Annotated in this window: 12 protein-coding genes; 3 read left to right on the forward strand and 9 right to left on the reverse strand. The window is 64.7% G+C overall.

The features are described from left to right. Positions 1-27 precede the first annotated feature (27 nt). The 6 genes from BEP01S_RS06535 to BEP01S_RS06560 form a co-directional block, all read right to left on the reverse strand. Positions 28-864, reverse strand: a complete 837-nt coding sequence (locus BEP01S_RS06535) for an ABC transporter ATP-binding protein (RefSeq protein ID WP_062241603.1) — start codon at positions 862-864, stop codon at positions 28-30. Then, positions 861-1,652, reverse strand: a complete 792-nt coding sequence (locus BEP01S_RS06540; protein WP_062241605.1) for an ABC transporter ATP-binding protein — start codon at positions 1,650-1,652, stop codon at positions 861-863. Before BEP01S_RS06540 ends, BEP01S_RS06535 begins: the two co-directional genes overlap by 4 nt. Continuing rightward, positions 1,649-2,581 carry an ABC transporter permease gene (locus tag BEP01S_RS06545; protein ID WP_083532593.1) on the reverse strand — a complete coding sequence of 311 codons (933 nt, stop codon included), beginning with the start codon at positions 2,579-2,581 and terminating at the stop codon, positions 1,649-1,651. Before BEP01S_RS06545 ends, BEP01S_RS06540 begins: the two co-directional genes overlap by 4 nt. Then, entirely contained in the window at positions 2,578-3,690 is a 1,113-nt protein-coding gene (locus BEP01S_RS06550; RefSeq protein ID WP_244882123.1) for an ABC transporter permease, read from the reverse strand. The genes BEP01S_RS06545 and BEP01S_RS06550 overlap by 4 nt, the downstream gene beginning before the upstream one ends. A gap of 2 nt (positions 3,691-3,692) precedes the next feature. After that, positions 3,693-5,255 carry an ABC transporter substrate-binding protein gene (locus BEP01S_RS06555; protein WP_062241607.1) on the reverse strand — a complete coding sequence of 521 codons (1,563 nt, stop codon included), beginning with the start codon at positions 5,253-5,255 and terminating at the stop codon, positions 3,693-3,695. A 212-nt stretch (positions 5,256-5,467) separates the two neighbouring features. Then, positions 5,468-6,949, reverse strand: coding sequence for a malate:quinone oxidoreductase (locus BEP01S_RS06560; protein WP_062241610.1), 1,482 nt, complete (start codon positions 6,947-6,949; stop codon positions 5,468-5,470). 64 nt (positions 6,950-7,013) lie between these two features. On the opposite strand from BEP01S_RS06560, the gene BEP01S_RS06565 reads away from it, so the two are divergent. Next, complete coding sequence (locus BEP01S_RS06565; protein ID WP_062241716.1) at positions 7,014-7,925, forward strand: LysR family transcriptional regulator; 912 nt, start codon at positions 7,014-7,016, stop codon at positions 7,923-7,925. 3 nt (positions 7,926-7,928) lie between these two features. On the opposite strand, the gene BEP01S_RS06570 is transcribed toward BEP01S_RS06565, so the two are convergent. From BEP01S_RS06570 to BEP01S_RS06580, 3 genes are all read right to left on the reverse strand, one after another. Further along, positions 7,929-10,040 carry an iron ABC transporter permease gene (locus tag BEP01S_RS06570; protein ID WP_062241718.1) on the reverse strand — a complete coding sequence of 704 codons (2,112 nt, stop codon included), beginning with the start codon at positions 10,038-10,040 and terminating at the stop codon, positions 7,929-7,931. Between the two features lie 27 nt (positions 10,041-10,067). After that, positions 10,068-11,111, reverse strand: coding sequence for an ABC transporter substrate-binding protein (locus tag BEP01S_RS06575; RefSeq protein WP_062241612.1), 1,044 nt, complete (start codon positions 11,109-11,111; stop codon positions 10,068-10,070). Between the two features lie 87 nt (positions 11,112-11,198). Further along, positions 11,199-12,023 carry an ABC transporter ATP-binding protein gene (locus BEP01S_RS06580; RefSeq protein WP_062241614.1) on the reverse strand — a complete coding sequence of 275 codons (825 nt, stop codon included), beginning with the start codon at positions 12,021-12,023 and terminating at the stop codon, positions 11,199-11,201. Positions 12,024-12,232: 209 nt separating this feature from the next. Here BEP01S_RS06580 and BEP01S_RS06585 point away from each other — a divergent pair, with 209 nt between their 5' ends. Together BEP01S_RS06585 and BEP01S_RS06590 are read left to right on the forward strand one after the other, a co-directional pair. Beyond that, a complete protein-coding gene (locus tag BEP01S_RS06585; protein ID WP_062241720.1) occupies positions 12,233-13,366 on the forward strand; it encodes a metallophosphoesterase family protein in 1,134 nt (377 codons plus the stop codon). Continuing rightward, positions 13,363-15,966, forward strand: a complete 2,604-nt coding sequence (locus BEP01S_RS06590) for an ATP-binding protein (protein WP_062241616.1) — start codon at positions 13,363-13,365, stop codon at positions 15,964-15,966. Before BEP01S_RS06585 ends, BEP01S_RS06590 begins: the two co-directional genes overlap by 4 nt. Positions 15,967-16,130 lie beyond the last annotated feature (164 nt).

The following is a 16,130-nucleotide window of genomic DNA, read 5'->3' on the forward strand; positions in this document are numbered from 1 at the left end:
TCGGCGTTCGGTCTCGACTCGGTACGGTCAATTGCCGCCGGGAATGATTCCCTTGCCGTCGACCTTGGGAATGGCAGCCAGCAGCTTCTTCGTATACGGGTGTTGTGGCTCGTTCCAGATCTGGTCGGTCGGAGCGACTTCGACGATTCGGCCGGCTTCCATCACAGCGACCCGGTCTGCGATATCGCGCACGACCGAGAGATCGTGGCTGATGAAGATCATCGAAGCTCCGGAGTCGATGGCGAGGTCTCGCATCATGCGAGCGATCCGTGCCTGGAGGAACGCATCGAGTGAGGCGATGGGCTCATCCCCGACGAGCACTTTCGGACCTGCGGCCAGGGCGCGAGCGATGGCGATGCGCTGCCTCTGCCCGCCGGAGAACGAATGCGAATAGCGCTGTGCAGAGTCGGACGGCAGGTCGACGGCCTCCAACAGTGATTCGACGCTCCATTTGCCGTCAGGATTGAGCGCCAGCGCATCCTCGAGCTGATCGCGGATGCGCCGTCGCGGATTGAGAGACGCGTAGGGATTCTGGAAGACCATCTGAATGCCGAGCAGTTCCTTCGCCCTCTTCTTCAGCCCGAGTGCTCTGACCGGATGGCCGTCGAAGGTGATGGAGCCGTCTGCGGGCTTCTCGAGCCCGCAGATGAGTTTGGCCAGTGTCGACTTTCCGCAGCCGGATTCGCCGACAAGTCCGAGCACTTCCGATCGGCCCAGTTGCAGAGACACACCGTTGACTGCCCGGAAGCGACCTCCGCCGTCGAGCTTGTATTCGCATGCCACGGAGTCGAGCGACAGAAGAGGCGCATCCGCTGCGGGGGAGCGACCGGCAGTGCTGGTCGGGGCCTGGTCGATCGAAGTCATGGGGAGACCTCCGCTCCTGGCAGCGATTCGATGAGTGAACGTGTGTACTCGTGTTGGGGAGCGGTGATGATGGCCTCCCGTTCGCCGGATTCCACGACGACGCCGTTCTTCATCACGACGATGGTGTCCGCGACTGAAGACAGCACTCCGAAGTCGTGGGTGACCAAGAGCACCGCGAGGTCGAGGTCGTCGCAGAGTTCCCGCAGCAGGCGGAGAATACCCGCCTGAACGGTGACATCGAGTGCCGTGGTCGGTTCGTCGGCGATGAGGACCTTCGGGTCGCAGATGATCGCTGAGGCGAATGCGATTCGCTGCAGCTGTCCGCCGGAGAACTGGTGGGGGTATTTCTTCACCGCTTCTTCCGGATGCGGAACCCTGGTTCGGCCGAGGATCTCGATGGCCTTGGCCAGGGCGGCTCTCTTCGACACCTTCTGGTGGTGGCGAAGGTGGTCGGTGATCTGGTCGCCGACAGTGAGCATGGGATGGAACGCTGAAGCCGGATCCTGGAAGACCATCGACAGCTGCACTCCGCGAAGGCGGTTGTGCTGTTTGGCGGGCATTCCCACCAGTTCGACTCCATCGAAGTCGATGCTTCCGCTCAGCTCCGCGCCTGCAGGGGAGAGTCCCATTACGGCGAGACCGGTCTGGGTCTTACCGGAACCTGAGGCTCCTGCGACGCCTGTGATGCGACCTGCTTCGAGGTCGAAGGAGACGTCCTTGAGGATATGAGTGGTCTTCTTCCCCGTGGTGACCGACAGATTGAGGTCTCTGATGCTGATCATGCTCATGAGGTCGTCTCACCGACTTCCTGGGCGGTATGCGGGTCGAGAGTGTCGCGCAGACTGTCGCCGATGAAGTTGAACGCCATGACGATGGTGAGGATGCAGAGTCCGGGGAAGAACGCGATCCACCAGGCCGCGAACTGAGAGACTCCTTCGCTGATCATCGCGCCCCAGTCCGGCGTCGGCGGAACGGCGCCGAGAGACAGGAACGACAGACCGGCCATCGTGAGGATCGCCGAACCGACATCGAGGGTGGCGAGCACAACGACCGGGGAGATGACGTTCGGTGCGATTTCGCGGGCCAGTGATCGGCCCGCACTGAATCCGAGCAGGCGTCCGGCGATGACGTACTCGCTGCCGCGCGCCGTCATCACCAGCGATCTGGTGACACGGGCGTAGGACGGCCACGAGACGAGCAGGATCGCGATGATCGCGTTCTTCAGCCCCGGTCCGAGGGCGGCTGCGATGACCATGGCGAGGATGATGGTGGGGAAGGCGAACACGAGATCGGCGATGCGCATGATGATCTCGTCGACAGCTCGACCGAAGTATCCGGCGATGGCGCCGAGCACCGAGCCCAGCAGTGCCGAACAGATGACGACGAACACCGCGGCGGGCAGGGTGGTGCGGGCGGCGACGAGGATGCGGGAGAGCACGTCCCGACCCAGTGTGTCGGTGCCGAGAAGATTCTCACCGTTGGGAGCCGACAGCCGCGGGAAGTTCTGCGCCAGAGGATCGAACGGGGCCAGCAGCGGTGCGAAGATCGCCACGAGCAGCCAGATCACGAGGATCCCGGCCCCCACGAATCCCAGCGGAGTGCGCAGGGCCTTCGGGAAGCGGATCTGCCAACTCTTCCGTCCGGGGTCGACGGGATCGCGGCGGGCCGCCTCGGTGATGGGGGCATTGGTGGGCTGTTTCGGGGTGCCGATGCTCATCTCACCCTCACTCTCGGATCCACGAAGCCGTAGATCAGGTCGACGATGAAGTTCACGAGGATGTAGACGATGCCGATGACGAGGCCCACACCCATGATGACAGGCAGGTCCAATGTGGTTGCCCCGCGGTAGGCGTATTGGCCGAGTCCGTTCCAGGCGAAGACGGTTTCGGTCAGCACCGCACCGGAGAGCAGAGAACCGAACGCCAGACCGACGACGGTGATGACCGGGACCAAGGCGCCGCGGAAGATGTATTTGAAGACCACTGTCCGTGCCGGCAGGCCCTTCGCCTTGGCCGCAGTGACGTAGTCGAGCCGGATGATGTCGAGAACGCTGGAGCGGCTGAAACGGGTGAGCAGACCGATGGTGAAGAGAGCGAGAACGCACGAGGGCAGAACGAGGTGGCCCAGAGCGTTGGCGAATGTCGCCATCTGTCCCGCCAAGAGGGAGTCGACGGTGTAGAGGCCTGTCACCTTCGGCGGCGGGGTGATCCAGGGGTCGAGTCGTCCGGCGCCGGGGACGACTCGCAGCTGGAAGAAGAACACGAAGTAGGCGACGGTGGCGATCCAGAACGTCGGCGCCGAGATGCCGATAAGGCTGAGGGTGCGGATCGCGTGGTCGACGATGCTGTTCTGTTTGAGAGCGCTGAGCAGACCGAGCAGCAGTCCGAGGAGGACGGAGATGAGAATCGCTCCGATGCCGAGTTCGATCGATGCGGGGAAGACCTGACCGATCGAGGCGAGCACGGGCGTGCGGGTCTGGTTGGAGACGCCCAGATCTCCTTGGAGCAGATTGCCCAGGTAGGTGAAGTACTGGACGAGGAGCGGCTGGTCGAGGCCGAGCTTCTCCCGTGTTTGCGCGACGATCTCCGGATCTGCTGCCGCCCGGTCGCCGAGGATGGCCGCGACCGGGTCGGTGGGCACGAGGTTGGTGAGCAGGAACGTCACCACGGTCACGCCCCAGATCAGGATGATCGAGATCCCGATCCGGATGAGGATGAATCGGAGGAGCGGGTGGAGCTTCGGCGGTTTGATCCGCTGCGCCGCGTCCGCCTCACCAGAGGCGGACGCGGCAGGAGCATCGTGCGGCGCTGTGGTGGCTTCCGCCATCCTCACTCTGCCTTTGCGAAGTCGAACGAGACGTCGGCGTTGGACACGAATTTCGTGATGCCCGAGCCGACGGCGATGGTGCTGACCGGCTGGACGAGCGGGATCCACACCGCGGTGTCGGTGGTCGCCTTGAACAGCTTCGCGTAGGCGGCGTCGCGGGCATCGCCCTTCGCCTCGGCCGCTTCGTCCGCAAGTTTCTTCAGCTTCGGGTCGTCCTTCCAGTTCACGCGATCGGCGACGTCGCCGCCGGGAATGAAGACGTTGTAGTTCGTCGGATCGGGGAAGTCCGCGCCCCAGGTTCCGATGCCCATCGGCTGTTTGGCCGAGCGGAAGCCGTCGAGCTGAGTCGAGCTCGGGGCCGGCTTGAGGTCGAGGTTGATATCGGCCTCCTTCAGCTGTGCCTGCAGGGTCTCGGCGAGCTGCGCGAGGTCGACTCCGTTGACGGCCTGGTCACTCGAGTAGTGGAAGGGAACCTTCTCGCCGTCGTAGCCGGCCTTCTTCAGCAGCTTCTTCGCCTTTGCGAGGTCGCGTTCGGGTGCTTGGTCCTTCGGGACGGCACCGACGAACTCGTTCGGTACGAGGCTGGCCATCCGCTGCGATCCCTTACCGGCGAGGTCGGTGAGCTTGTCGTAGTCGATCGCCGCCATGACGGCCTTGCGGAAGTCCGGGTCTGCTGCTGGGCCGCCGACTTTCTCATCCGTGTTGTTGAAGATGTAGAGGCTGCGAGTCGAGGGCAGGCTGGAGATCTTGCCCATCGACTCATCGATCTGCTTCGCCTGATCGGCGTTGAGGTCGAAGGCGACCTGCGCCTGACCCGACTGGATATCGGTCAGCTGCGTCTCGGCGGAGACATTGCGCAGCACCACTCGTTTGTACTTCGGTTCGGGACCGTTGTAGTGCTCGTTCGCGGTCAGCACGACCTGGCTGTCGGCGTCGTACTTCTCCACCTTGTACGGTCCCGAGCCCTGGGAGTTCTCATTGAGGAACTGTTCGGCACCGTCGTTCTCGTCCGTGGTTCCCTCGTTCTCCTTGACGACCTTCGAATTGACGATGCCGATCGAGGAGTTGGGGAGGATGTAGGGCAGTGCGGGGTTGGGTTCTGCGCTGGTGAGCGTGACCGTCTTGTCGTCGACCTTCTTCACCTTGACTCCGTCGAGGAAGAAGGAGGGGTTGCCTTTGATGCCCTGAAGACGTTCGAAGGAGAAGACGATGTCGTCGGCGGTGACGGGATCGCCGGTGGAGAATTTCGCGTCCTCGTCCTTGAGGGTCAGCGTCATCTCCTTGTCGTCCTCGGACATCTCGTACGAGCAGAGTCCGTCGGTCGGCTTGGTGAGGTCACCGTCCTCGAACTCGAGGGCCGTCTGGTAGATGGCGTTGTCGATCGTCGACCCGGTGAACTCGAATTGTCGATGGGGGTCGATCGTCTTGAGGTTGAAGGCGGTCTCGGCCACGATCGTGTCGCCGGCACCGCCGGCTTCGTCGGAGCCGCCGCCGCAGGCAGCGAGCCCAGCGGTCAGTGCGAGGGTGGAGCAGATTGCGACGAGATTGCGGGACAGGCGCCTCATGTGTGATCTCCCTAACAGTAAGTGTTGTGAGTCACATTAAGGTCGAAACGCCTGGCATGCAATTCAACCTGCCACAAAGCTCGCGGACTTCCACTGTGTTTTTCTGCCAACGTCTCGACCGGCGAGATGAGACTTCTGATCTGCGACTTCTGTCGGCAGTCGTCAGACCCATCGTTCGCCGGCCGAGCCCGCACAGCGGAGATACGCGCGGGCTACTCGGAGCTGAAAGGAGAAAGTCCGAGGGCCGCGTCTGTATCGGTATGAGATCGGGCGACATCCTCGGTGGTCCAGTCGGTGCGATCGAGGTCGGGGACCGCCTCGGCGATCTGTGACTTCCAGCCGCCGTGCCACTGGGCGGGGAAGGCCCGCTCGAGCAGATCGAACATGATCGGCACTGCTGTCGACGCTCCGGGGGAGGCTCCGATGAGACCCGCGATCGATCCGTCGGCGGAGACGATGAGCTCGGTGCCTTGTTGCAGGACGCCGTTCTTGTTCGGGTCCGGTTTGACCAGCTGCGCTCTCTGCCCGGCGGGCAGCAGCGTCCACTCGTTGCGTCGGGCCCGTGGGAAGAAGCGCTGCAGCTGAGCGAACTTCCGTGTCGGGCTGGCCGCGAGTTCCCTGACGAGGAATGACACGAGGTCGAGGTTCTGCAGGCCAGTGGCGGCAATGACATGGAGATTGTCGGGTCGAACAGTCGTGAAGAAATCCGAGAGCCGACCGTGCTTGAGCAGCTTCGTGCTGAATGTCGCATACGGACCGAACATCAGATGCTCCTCGCCGTCGACGACGCGTCTGTCCAGGTGCGGCACCGACATCGGCGGAGCGCCCACGTCGGCCTGACCGTAGACCTTGCCCTCATGCCGGGCGACGACCGAGGGCGTCGAACAACGATAGAAGGCGGCGCCGACCGGCAGGACCGCATACCCGCGGATTTCGGGGACCTTCGCCTTCTGCAGGATTCTGAGCGCGAAGCCGCCTGCCCCGACGAAGACGGTGCCTGCTCGAACGGAAAACGGTCCCATCGACGACGAACCCGTGATCGACCATCCGTTTGCTTCCCGTTCAATCCCGGTCACACCGTGGCCGGTAAGCACCTCGGTGGATCCGAGCGTGAGCAGAGCCCGAGTCAGGGCGCCGAAATCGACGTCGGTGCCGCGGAGGTGCCGGGCGGCGGCGATCGGTTCGCCGTCGTCGACCCGCCCCTCCATCGTCAGCGGCGCCCACTGGGCAATGGTGTCCGGATCCTCCGTATACTCCATCTCAGCGAAGAGGGGATCGGCACGCAGAGTGTCGACACGGCGGCGCAGGTAAGCGACGTCGTCGCGACCGAACACCAGGTTCATATGCGGCGTCGTGTGGACGAAATCCGTCGGATCGAGGAGACCCTGCCGAACAAGATGTGCCCACCATTGCCTGGTGAGGTGGAACTGCTCGGAAATGTGTCGCGGCTTCGATCCGTCCGCGGGATCGGGCATGTAGTTGAGTTCGCAGTACCCCGAATGTCCGGTGCCGGCATTGTTCCAGGCCTCGCTGCTCTCGCCAGCGATGTCCGTGGACTTCTCGAGGACGAGGATCCGCAGTTCGGGGTCGAGCAGGGTCAACATCGAGCTCAGCGTTGCGGACATGATGCCCGCGCCGATGAGGACGACATCGGCATCCGGAAGCTGATTGGTGTGCGTGGGGTTAGCGGTCATGTTCTCACCATGCGCCTACGCGAATCATCCGTCCAATGAGTGATCGGATATGTATGATCCGAATATGGAACGATCATCCGATGCTCGGACGGCGCCGCTGACGGCGCTGCGGGAACTCGTCGAACTGGCTGATCAGGACGGTCACCTGACCGAGGCGGCGGCCGCCCTCGGCATACCCCAGTCCACGATGAGTCGACGGATCCACGCACTCGAGCGCCACCTCGGCATGGCATTGACCGTCCCGCGCGGTCGCGCCATCGGTCTGACGACGGCGGCCATCGATCTCGTGGGCGCGGTGCGTGCCCCGCTGAGGGAGATCGATGCGGCATTGGTCGATCTCGCCGAGGCGGCCGATCCCGAACACGGCAGGATCAGGTTCGGGTTTCCCCTGACGATGGGTGCCGGTGAGGTGCCCGATCTGCTCGCGGTCTTCAACCGCGAACATCCGGGCATCCGCCTCGACCTCAAACAGGCTCACGGCGCCGAACTCGTCGCTGACCTGCAGGCGGGCACCCTCGATCTGGCGATCATCATTCCGCCTCCACCCGAGGTCAACCATGAGGTGCTCGCGCGGCAGACGATCATCGCCGCCCTGCCCGATACGCACCCGCTGGCGGGAGCACGCAGCATCAGCCTGGACCGGCTCGCCGACGAGGAGTTCATCTCCACTCCTGCGACCTACAACCTCCGGGAGCTGACGGATCAGTGGTGCCGGGACAGCGGCTTCGACCCGCAGGTGAAGATCGAAGTCACCGAATTCTCGACGATCCGCGAATTCGTCGGCCGCGGAATGGGAGTGGCACTGATCCCACCTGCGGTGCGCCCGGTCGAGGGAATCACCGAGGTGGCCCTGGACGGGCCCGATCACGTCCGGGAGATCGCACTGTGCTCGGCCGTCCGCAGGCCCGGCCGTGTCGTCGAGCGCCTCCGTGACTTCATCCGCGAACACGCGGCGAACTGGTCGAGCGAGGACTGATCCTCACGCGCGGGTGCGCGCCAGCAGGTAGACGAAGTACGGGGCGCCGATGAGGGCGACGATGAGACCGGCCGGTATCTGCGCCGGGGCGATGACCGTGCGGCCCACGGCGTCGGCGACGACGAGCCCCACGGACCCGAGGAGCATCGCCGTGGGGACGACCCGGATATGACGGGCACCGACCAGTGCACGTGCAGCGTGCGGTGCGACGAGTCCGATGAATCCGACGACGCCGACGGCCGATACACTCACCGCCGCGAGGACGGCCGCCGTGATGAGCACGGCGAGGCGCACCGGTTCCCGCGGAACCCCGACCAGGCGCGGGGTGTCATCATCGAGCGCGAGAAGGTCGAGCTCGCGCGTCCACACGAATGCCAACGGCACGGCGACGAGCAGGGCGAGGGCAACCGGTGCGATATCGGCCCACGCTCGTCCGTACGTCGATCCGGACAGCCAGGTGAACAGGGCCGGAGTGTCCCACGGATTCGCGCGGACGAGGAACAGCGTGGTCAGCGCTGTGAACCCGAACCACAGGCCGATGCCGATGAGGACGAGACGATCAGTGTTCATGCCGCCCCGCCACGAGAGTCCGTAGACGATCGCGAAGGCGACCAGCGCGCCGACGATGCCGACAGCAGAGACGAGACCGACCCCGGCGCCCGGAATGAGGGTGACGACGATGACGGCACCCAGTCCGGCACCACCAGTGATGCCGAGCAGTCCGGGCTCGGCCAGCGGGTTGCGGGCACTTGCTTGGACGAGGGTGCCGGAGAGTCCGAGAGCGGCGCCGGCGGCGAGAGCCGCAGCGACCCGTGGCGCCCGAGAATCGAAGGCGAAGTCGATGACTGGTGCGGCCTGGTCCTGGAACCACAGCAGCACATCGCCGAGGAGGTAGAACCGTTCCCCGGTGAGCAGACCAGTCACGGCGACGGCGATGAGAACCACGACGCCGGTGATGATGACTAGACCGGCCCGTCGTGGACCGACCACTGTCGAATTCGCCGCCGAGGTGGTCGCCGCCGGCGAGGCCGTGCGCATCGACCGTGCGAGCAGAACGAGGACGATCGCCCCGAGCACGGTCGTCGTCACTCCCGAGGGCAGAGTGATCGCCTCGGTGGCGCCGACGATGGCGCGCAGCAGGGCATCGGCGACGATGACGATGATCGCACCGATGAGCCCGGCGGCCGGAAAGAGCACGGCGTGACGGCCGAGACCCGGGACGACGCGGGCCAGCAGCCTGGCGATGACCGGAGCACAGAGGCCGACGAAGCCGATCGGACCGGCCAGAGTCACGGCAGTAGCGGTGAGCATGACGGCGAGGAGGATGCCCAGTGCCCGAGTCGATCTGACCGGAACCCCGAGCACCGAGGCGGCATCATCACCGAGGCCGAGCAGGTCCAGACGCCGCGACAGCAGGATCGCAGCGCCGGCGATGACGACGATGACCGGAATGCTGCGCAGAGCCGCGCTGCCGTCGAGCTGATTGAGAGTGCCCGAACCCCAGGAGAAGAGACTCGTCGTCTCTTCAGCGAAGAGGATGAGCAGAGTCGACGTCGCCGCCTGCAGCGCCATCGCCGTGGCCGTGCCTGCCAGGACGAGCCGAGTCGTCGAGGCTCCGGCGCCTCCGGCCAGACCCAGGACCAGAGCTGCGGCGAGCAGGCCTCCGAGGAAGGCGACCCCGCCCGAGGCCCAGATCGGAATCGCAAAGCCGAAGGCCGTGACCACGGTGACGGCGAAGTATGCCCCACCGGTGACCGCCAGGGTGTCCGGCGACGCCAAGGGGTTACGCGCGAGCGACTGGAACAGGGCACCGGCAACGCCCAAGGCGATGCCGACGAGGATCCCTGCCCCCACGCGCGGCAGCCGGGACCCCAGCAGGATGTCACGGGCACTGGGGCCATCCTCGGCGGGGGAGAGCGTGCCGGTCACGGCACTGAACAGCTCTCTGACACCGATGCCCGAGGTCCCCTGTGTGATGTGCCAGGCGGAGGCGATGACGAGGAGGACGACGAGCCCGAGCAGGGCGGCGGCGGTCGAGAGAGCACCGACGACACCGCGACCGCGCACCGGAACCACGGTCGGTTCCGGTGTCGCTGTCGTCGGGCTGGGCGTCATCTGGCGGGTCAGGGGAGAGGCCACGGATTACTTCGTCAGAGCGTCGACGTAGGCGTCGAGGGCTTTCTCGGAGGACTTGGGTCCGCCGAAGGTCCAGATCCCTGCGGGGAAGGCCGTGGTGCGGTCGTCCTTCACGGCGGGAGTGTTCGCCCAGATGTCGTTCTTCTTCAGCAGCTCGACATAGTCCTCGGACTCGGGGTCCTCGGTTCCGGTGTAGAAGAAGTTCGCGTCGCCGACCTTCGAGATGCCTTCGATATCGGTCTGTCCCAATCCGTACGCGGGGTCGACCTCACCGGTCCATGCGTTCTTCAGGCCCAGCTCCTCGCCGAGTTCGCCGATGAGCGAACCCTGGCCGAAGGGGCGCAGCGACACATTCGAACCGTTGACCCAGCCGTCGAAGTAGACGAATTCGGTGGTCTCCGGGTCCGCCTCGGCGATGGCCTTCTTGGATTCTTCGAGCTTCTTATCGAAGTCGGCGAGGACGGTTTCGGCGCGCTCGGTGCGACCGGTGGCCTCGGCGACGGTGGTGAATGTGTCCTTCATGTACTTGACGGGATCCTTCCCGTCGGCGCCGGCCATCGCCATCACGGGGATTCCCTGGTCCTCGAGCTGACCGACGATCTTGTCCTTGCGGTTCGTCGTTTCGATGATGACGAGATCCGGGTCGGCCGACAGGATCGACTCGACATTGGGTTCCTGGCGGGTGCCGACGTCGGTGGTCGACTCGGGAAGCTTCTCCGCAGTGTCCCAAGTGGTGAAGCCCTTCGCATCGGCGACGGCGGCGGGATCGACGCAGAGGGAGAGCAGATCTTCGGTGTACTGCCATTCGAGGGACACGACCTTCGCCGCCGGCTTGTCCAGCTTGATCTCGTGACCGGTGTCGTCGGTGACCGTTACCGGATCCGCCGAGGTGGTGCTCGAGTCGTCCGCGCACGATGCCGAGGTCTGTGACTTCGCATCGGCGGGAGCGTCGGTGTCGGTCGTTCCGCACCCGGTGAGGGCCAGTGCGCAGACCGCTGTTGCCGAAGCGAAGGCGGCGAACGAGGTGCGCGACAGAGGTGTTGTGGTCATGGTCTTCTTTCTGTGGGCCGATCGGCGATCGGATTCGAGGCGGTGCGATATCAGGGTGTGAACGTCAAAGGGTGGAGCGTGGGCGCTTCAGTGAGCTGCGGCAGGGAGCCGGGTCCGTCGGTGGAGTGCCTCGACCCGAACCAGGCCGGTGTCCGCATCGATGCGAGTCGCGATGGGCAGCCCGTAGACCTCGCTCAGCGTCTCGGCGGTGAAGACGTCCTCGCAGGTGCCGACCGAACGGATGCGGCCCTGTTCGAGCAGGACCACGTGGTCGGCAACGGTGGCCGCATGTTCGAGGTCGTGGAGGACGACGCCGACGGCGATGTCGTGGTCATCGGCGAGTTCGCGCATGAGGTCGAGGATCTCCGCCTGGTAGCGCAGGTCAAGATGGTTCGTTGGTTCGTCGAGCAGGAGCACACCGGTGTCCTGCGCCAGGCAGGTCGCCAGCCACACGCGTTGGAGTTCACCGCCGGAGAGCTGGTCGACCGGACGATCGGCCATCGCCATGGTGCCGGTGAGAGTCAGTGCACGATCGACCGCGCTGCGATCGGCCTCGGTGAGACCGGCGAAGCGCTTGCGGTGGGGGTGACGGCCGAAGGTGACGATCTCACGGACGCTCAAGCCCGACGGGTGCGGGCGAGACTGGGACAGCAGGGTGACGAACCGGGCGAATTCTCTGGCTGTCAGAGTGCTCGACGGAGTGTCCGCATCTGCCTCGCTGATGACGACATCGCCCGAGGCGATCGGGTGGAGTCGGGCCAGTGATCGCAGGACGGTCGACTTGCCCGATCCGTTGGGGCCGAGCAGGGCGGTCACCCGTCCCGGGAGGATCGTCAGGCTCACGTCATGGACGACCTCGGTGCGGTCGTAGCCCAGGTTGAGGCCGGTGGCAGTCAGTGCAATCGCGTTCACAAATGATTAGCCTAACCTAAGTCGACGAGTGGTGGTATGGCTGAGGGACGGAACTCGTTGGTCGAGCGAGGTCTGCGCGGTGCGTCGTTGGCATCCGCCCAGGTGGGACCACTGGCTGCGATGCAAAGTGTGCTGTGCATCACTTATGTCAGTGGCGGCCGATATGGTGAGCCCGCGACCGTAAGATGGGACCGATCGAGGAGGAGCAGATGAGATTCATCGCCACGGGGGACTGGCAGCTGGGCATGACCGCGCACTACCTCAGCGACGAGGCGCGCCCGAGGTTCCACCGCGCACGCCTCGATGCCGTGGCTCGCATCGGTGCGCTCGCCGCCGAGACGGACGCGGAGTTCGTCCTCGTCTGCGGAGACGTCTTCGAAACCAACCAGCTCGACCGAGCGATCATCGCCCGCACCTTCGAAGTCCTCAACGCGTTCACCGTCCCGGTCGTCCTGCTTCCCGGCAACCACGACCCCTTGGACGCCGCCTCGATCTACGACTCCGCAGCCTTCTCCTCACGAGTGCCCGACCACGTGCACGTGCTGCGCAGCAGCGATCCCTTCACCGTCGTCCCCGGGGTCGAGATCATCGGAGCCCCCTGGTTCTCCAAACATCCCCAAGGGGATCTCGTCGCCGCGGCGACGAATGACCTCGCCGAGGTGGCTGCCGGTGATATCCGCATCATCGCCGGACACGGAGCCGTGAGCGTCCTTGACCCTGACCGGGAATCGCTGGCGACGATCGACACCGACCATCTGCAGGCTCTGCTGCGTGAGGATCGCGCCCAGTTCGTCGCGCTCGGTGACCGGCACGCGACCTTCGAAGTCGCCGACCGCATCTGGTACCCGGGGGCACCGGAGGTGACCTCTCGACGTGAGACCGATCCGGGCAACGTCCTCGTCGTCGACATCGATCCCGACACCCATCGGGCCGAGGTCGACAAGGTCCACGTCGGCACCTGGGCCTTCACCGTCATCGAAGCCGACCTCAACTCCACCGAGGATGTCACCGAGTTCGAAGAGCGGATGAACGCCGTCCCCGACAAGGACCGCACGGCGGTGTGGCTGATCCTGCGCGGCACTCTGCCGACGGCGGCGAAAGCCCGCCTCGATGAACAGCTCGATCACTTCTCCGATCTGTTCGCCCTCGTCTCACTCTGGGAGCGGCACATGGACTTGGCGGTCGTCGCCGCCGACGAAGACTTCGCCGATCTCGGACTGAGCGGATACCTGCAGGAGACCCTCGACGAACTCTCCACACGAGCCACAGCAGACGACGACGCAGCGGTCGCGGCCCAAGACGCACTCGGCCTGCTCTTCCGATTCGCCAGGAGCGGTTCATGAGACTTCATTCCATTCGCCTCATCGACTACCGAGCAATCAGCGACGCCACTGTCGACTTCAGCTCCGGAGTGACGATCGTCGAAGGTCCGAACGAGGTCGGGAAGTCCTCGATCCACCAAGCCATCACACAGCTGCGTGAGGACAAGGACAGTTCGCGCAAGGCCAGCGTCAAAGACACCCAGCCGGTCGGCTCCGACGTCGGCCCACGGGTCAACCTGCACCTGAGCACCGGGGACTACGAGCTCCGGTACAGCAAACGCTGGATCAAACAGCCCTTCACCGAACTGAGCATTCTCAAGCCTGTCTCCGAACAGCTCAGCGGCAACGAGGCACACGAAAGATTCTTGGCGATCCTCGACGAAACCGTCGACGTCGACCTGCTCGATGCCCTCGACGTCGCTCAGGGACGCAGCCTCGATCAGGCGTCTTTGGCCGAGATCAAGGCCCTGCACGGGGCTCTGGGCGATGCCGGGGAGGAGCCGGCCGACCACGATGCCTTCCTCGACCGAGTCGAATCCGAATACCTGAGGTTCTTCACGGCCAAAGGCAAAGAGACCGGTGAACTGCGCAGACTCACCGAAGAACTCCCCGCCGCCGAAGAACAGTATCGTGATTTGGTGGCTCGCAGCGCCGACATGGACGCGCTCGTCGACCGACATGCTCGAGCAACTGAGCGGCTGAAGGGTGTGCGTGCCCAACTGGAGTCGGCCGTGACCGAACGCAAAGACGCTGAGGCAGCCGTGCAGGCTGTGTCCGGGCTCAAGGCTGAACTCGACCGTGCGCTCGAACGCGCAAGCGCCGCGCAGAGAGAACGACAGCGTGCCGAGGAGGCACGTGACCGTCGCCAGGCACTCATCACTGAGGTCGCCTCGGCTGAAAAGGCAGTGAAGACTGCCGACGCCGCACTCGAGAAGGTCACGGCCGCACAGCAGGAAGAGGACTCGACTCTCGCCGAAGCGCAGAAGAGCCTCGAGGCCAGACAGGCCGAACTCGTCAGCGCGCAGGACCAGGCGAAGAGCGCATCTGCCGAACTCGCTCGTGTCCGCGCACGCAGAGAGGTCGACACTCTGCGGAAGAGACTGACCGATATCCGTCAGCAGGAACATCGTGTCGCCGAAGCGAAAGCGACGATCGGGTCGATCACTGTGACCGCGAAGGACGTCGAGAAACTCGGGGGACTGTTCACCGAGCTGCGCATTGCGCAGAACGCGAAGACGGCAGCTGCTGCACAGATCATCGCCCGCCGCCTCGGCGACACCGCAGTGAGCATCGACGGAACCGATGTGCCGAAGGATTCTGCCGAGGAATTCGCCGTCACCTCGGACCTGCAGATCCTCATCGACTCCGTCGTCGACATCACCGTGCGACCGGGGCAGTCGCCGGCCGAGCTCGACCGGCATCTCGAATCCGCTCAGGCACATCTCGACGCGGAGCTCGACCGCCTCGGAGTGGCCACCCTTGAACAGGCACGAGAACGCAGCGAGGTGCGCACCGATGCCGAGGCAGTGCTGGCAGAAGCCACATCGACTCTGCGTGTGCTCATCGGGGACGACGACCGCGATGAGCTCAATGCCGCCCTCACCCGAGCCGAACATGTGGCGGGAGACGAATCAGACACGAACGATTCCGTCACGTCGATCGACGATCTCCAAGCCAGAGTCGAAGCGACGACGGCAGCCGTCGACGATGCGAGTGCACAGGTCGATACGGCCAGGACCGCGCTCGACCGTATCCGCGCCGACCGAGATGAGGCACGTGTGGCTGCGGTGCGTGCACAGTCGACGCACGAGCAGGCGGCGACGACGCTGCAGAACCTCAGTACCCGCCTGAGCACGGACAGGGAATCGAACTCCGATGAGTCGCTCGACGAAGCACTGACGGCCGCCGCGGCAACATTGACGCGGTTGGAGGACGAGGCCGCTGCCGCACGCTCCGAATACGACGCCGCCGACCCCGAGACCCTGGAGATGCGTCGGCAGAATGCTCTCCAGCTCTTCGAGAGCAAGCAGAAGCAGCAGGAGAAGGACCGACAGGAAGTCGATCAGCTCTCGGCCCTCATCGAGGATCGCGCGGCCGAAGGCATCTACGACAAGCTCAAAGTCGCAGAGCAGAACCTGGAGTCCATTCGATCGAGGCTGGCTCGCATGCAGCGTCAGGCGAATGCGATCCGTCTGCTGCGCGATACCGTGCTCGCGCACAAGGAAGAGGCTCAGCGGAGGTACGTCGCCCCGTTCAAGGAAGCGATCGAGAAGCTTGGGCGAGTGATCTTCGGTCAGGGACTGTCGGTGGAGATCTCCGAGAATCTCGAAATCGTCTCCCGCACGCTCGACGGGCGCACGGTCGCCTTCGACGCGCTTTCGGGCGGAACGAAGGAGCAGCTGGCGCTCATCGGCCGCCTTGCCGTGGCCACGCTCGTCGATGGGGAATCCGGTGCCCCGGTCATCCTCGACGATGCCTTCGGATTCTCCGATGCGCAGCGACTGGCTGCACTCAACGTCATTCTCGGCAATGTCGGTCGCACGGCTCAGGTCATTCTGCTCACCTGCCAGCCCGATCGTTTCAGCTCCATCGGCGGCGCCGAAACCGTCAGCCTGAGCTGAACCGCCTTTGACATTGCCCGACTGAACGAGTTGCGGACGTTCCGTGCGGGCAGAACACATTTCGTCCCCTCCAACTGTTTCGAGCCAGATGCAGGGGACGAAATGTGAAAGCGCAGTGCACCAAAGGTGGGGGCGTCTGCACCAAATGTGATGCGATGAGCCGC

The sequence above is a fragment of the Brevibacterium epidermidis NBRC 14811 genome (assembly GCF_001570805.1).
GTDB classification, from domain to species: Bacteria; Actinomycetota; Actinomycetes; order Actinomycetales; family Brevibacteriaceae; genus Brevibacterium; species Brevibacterium epidermidis.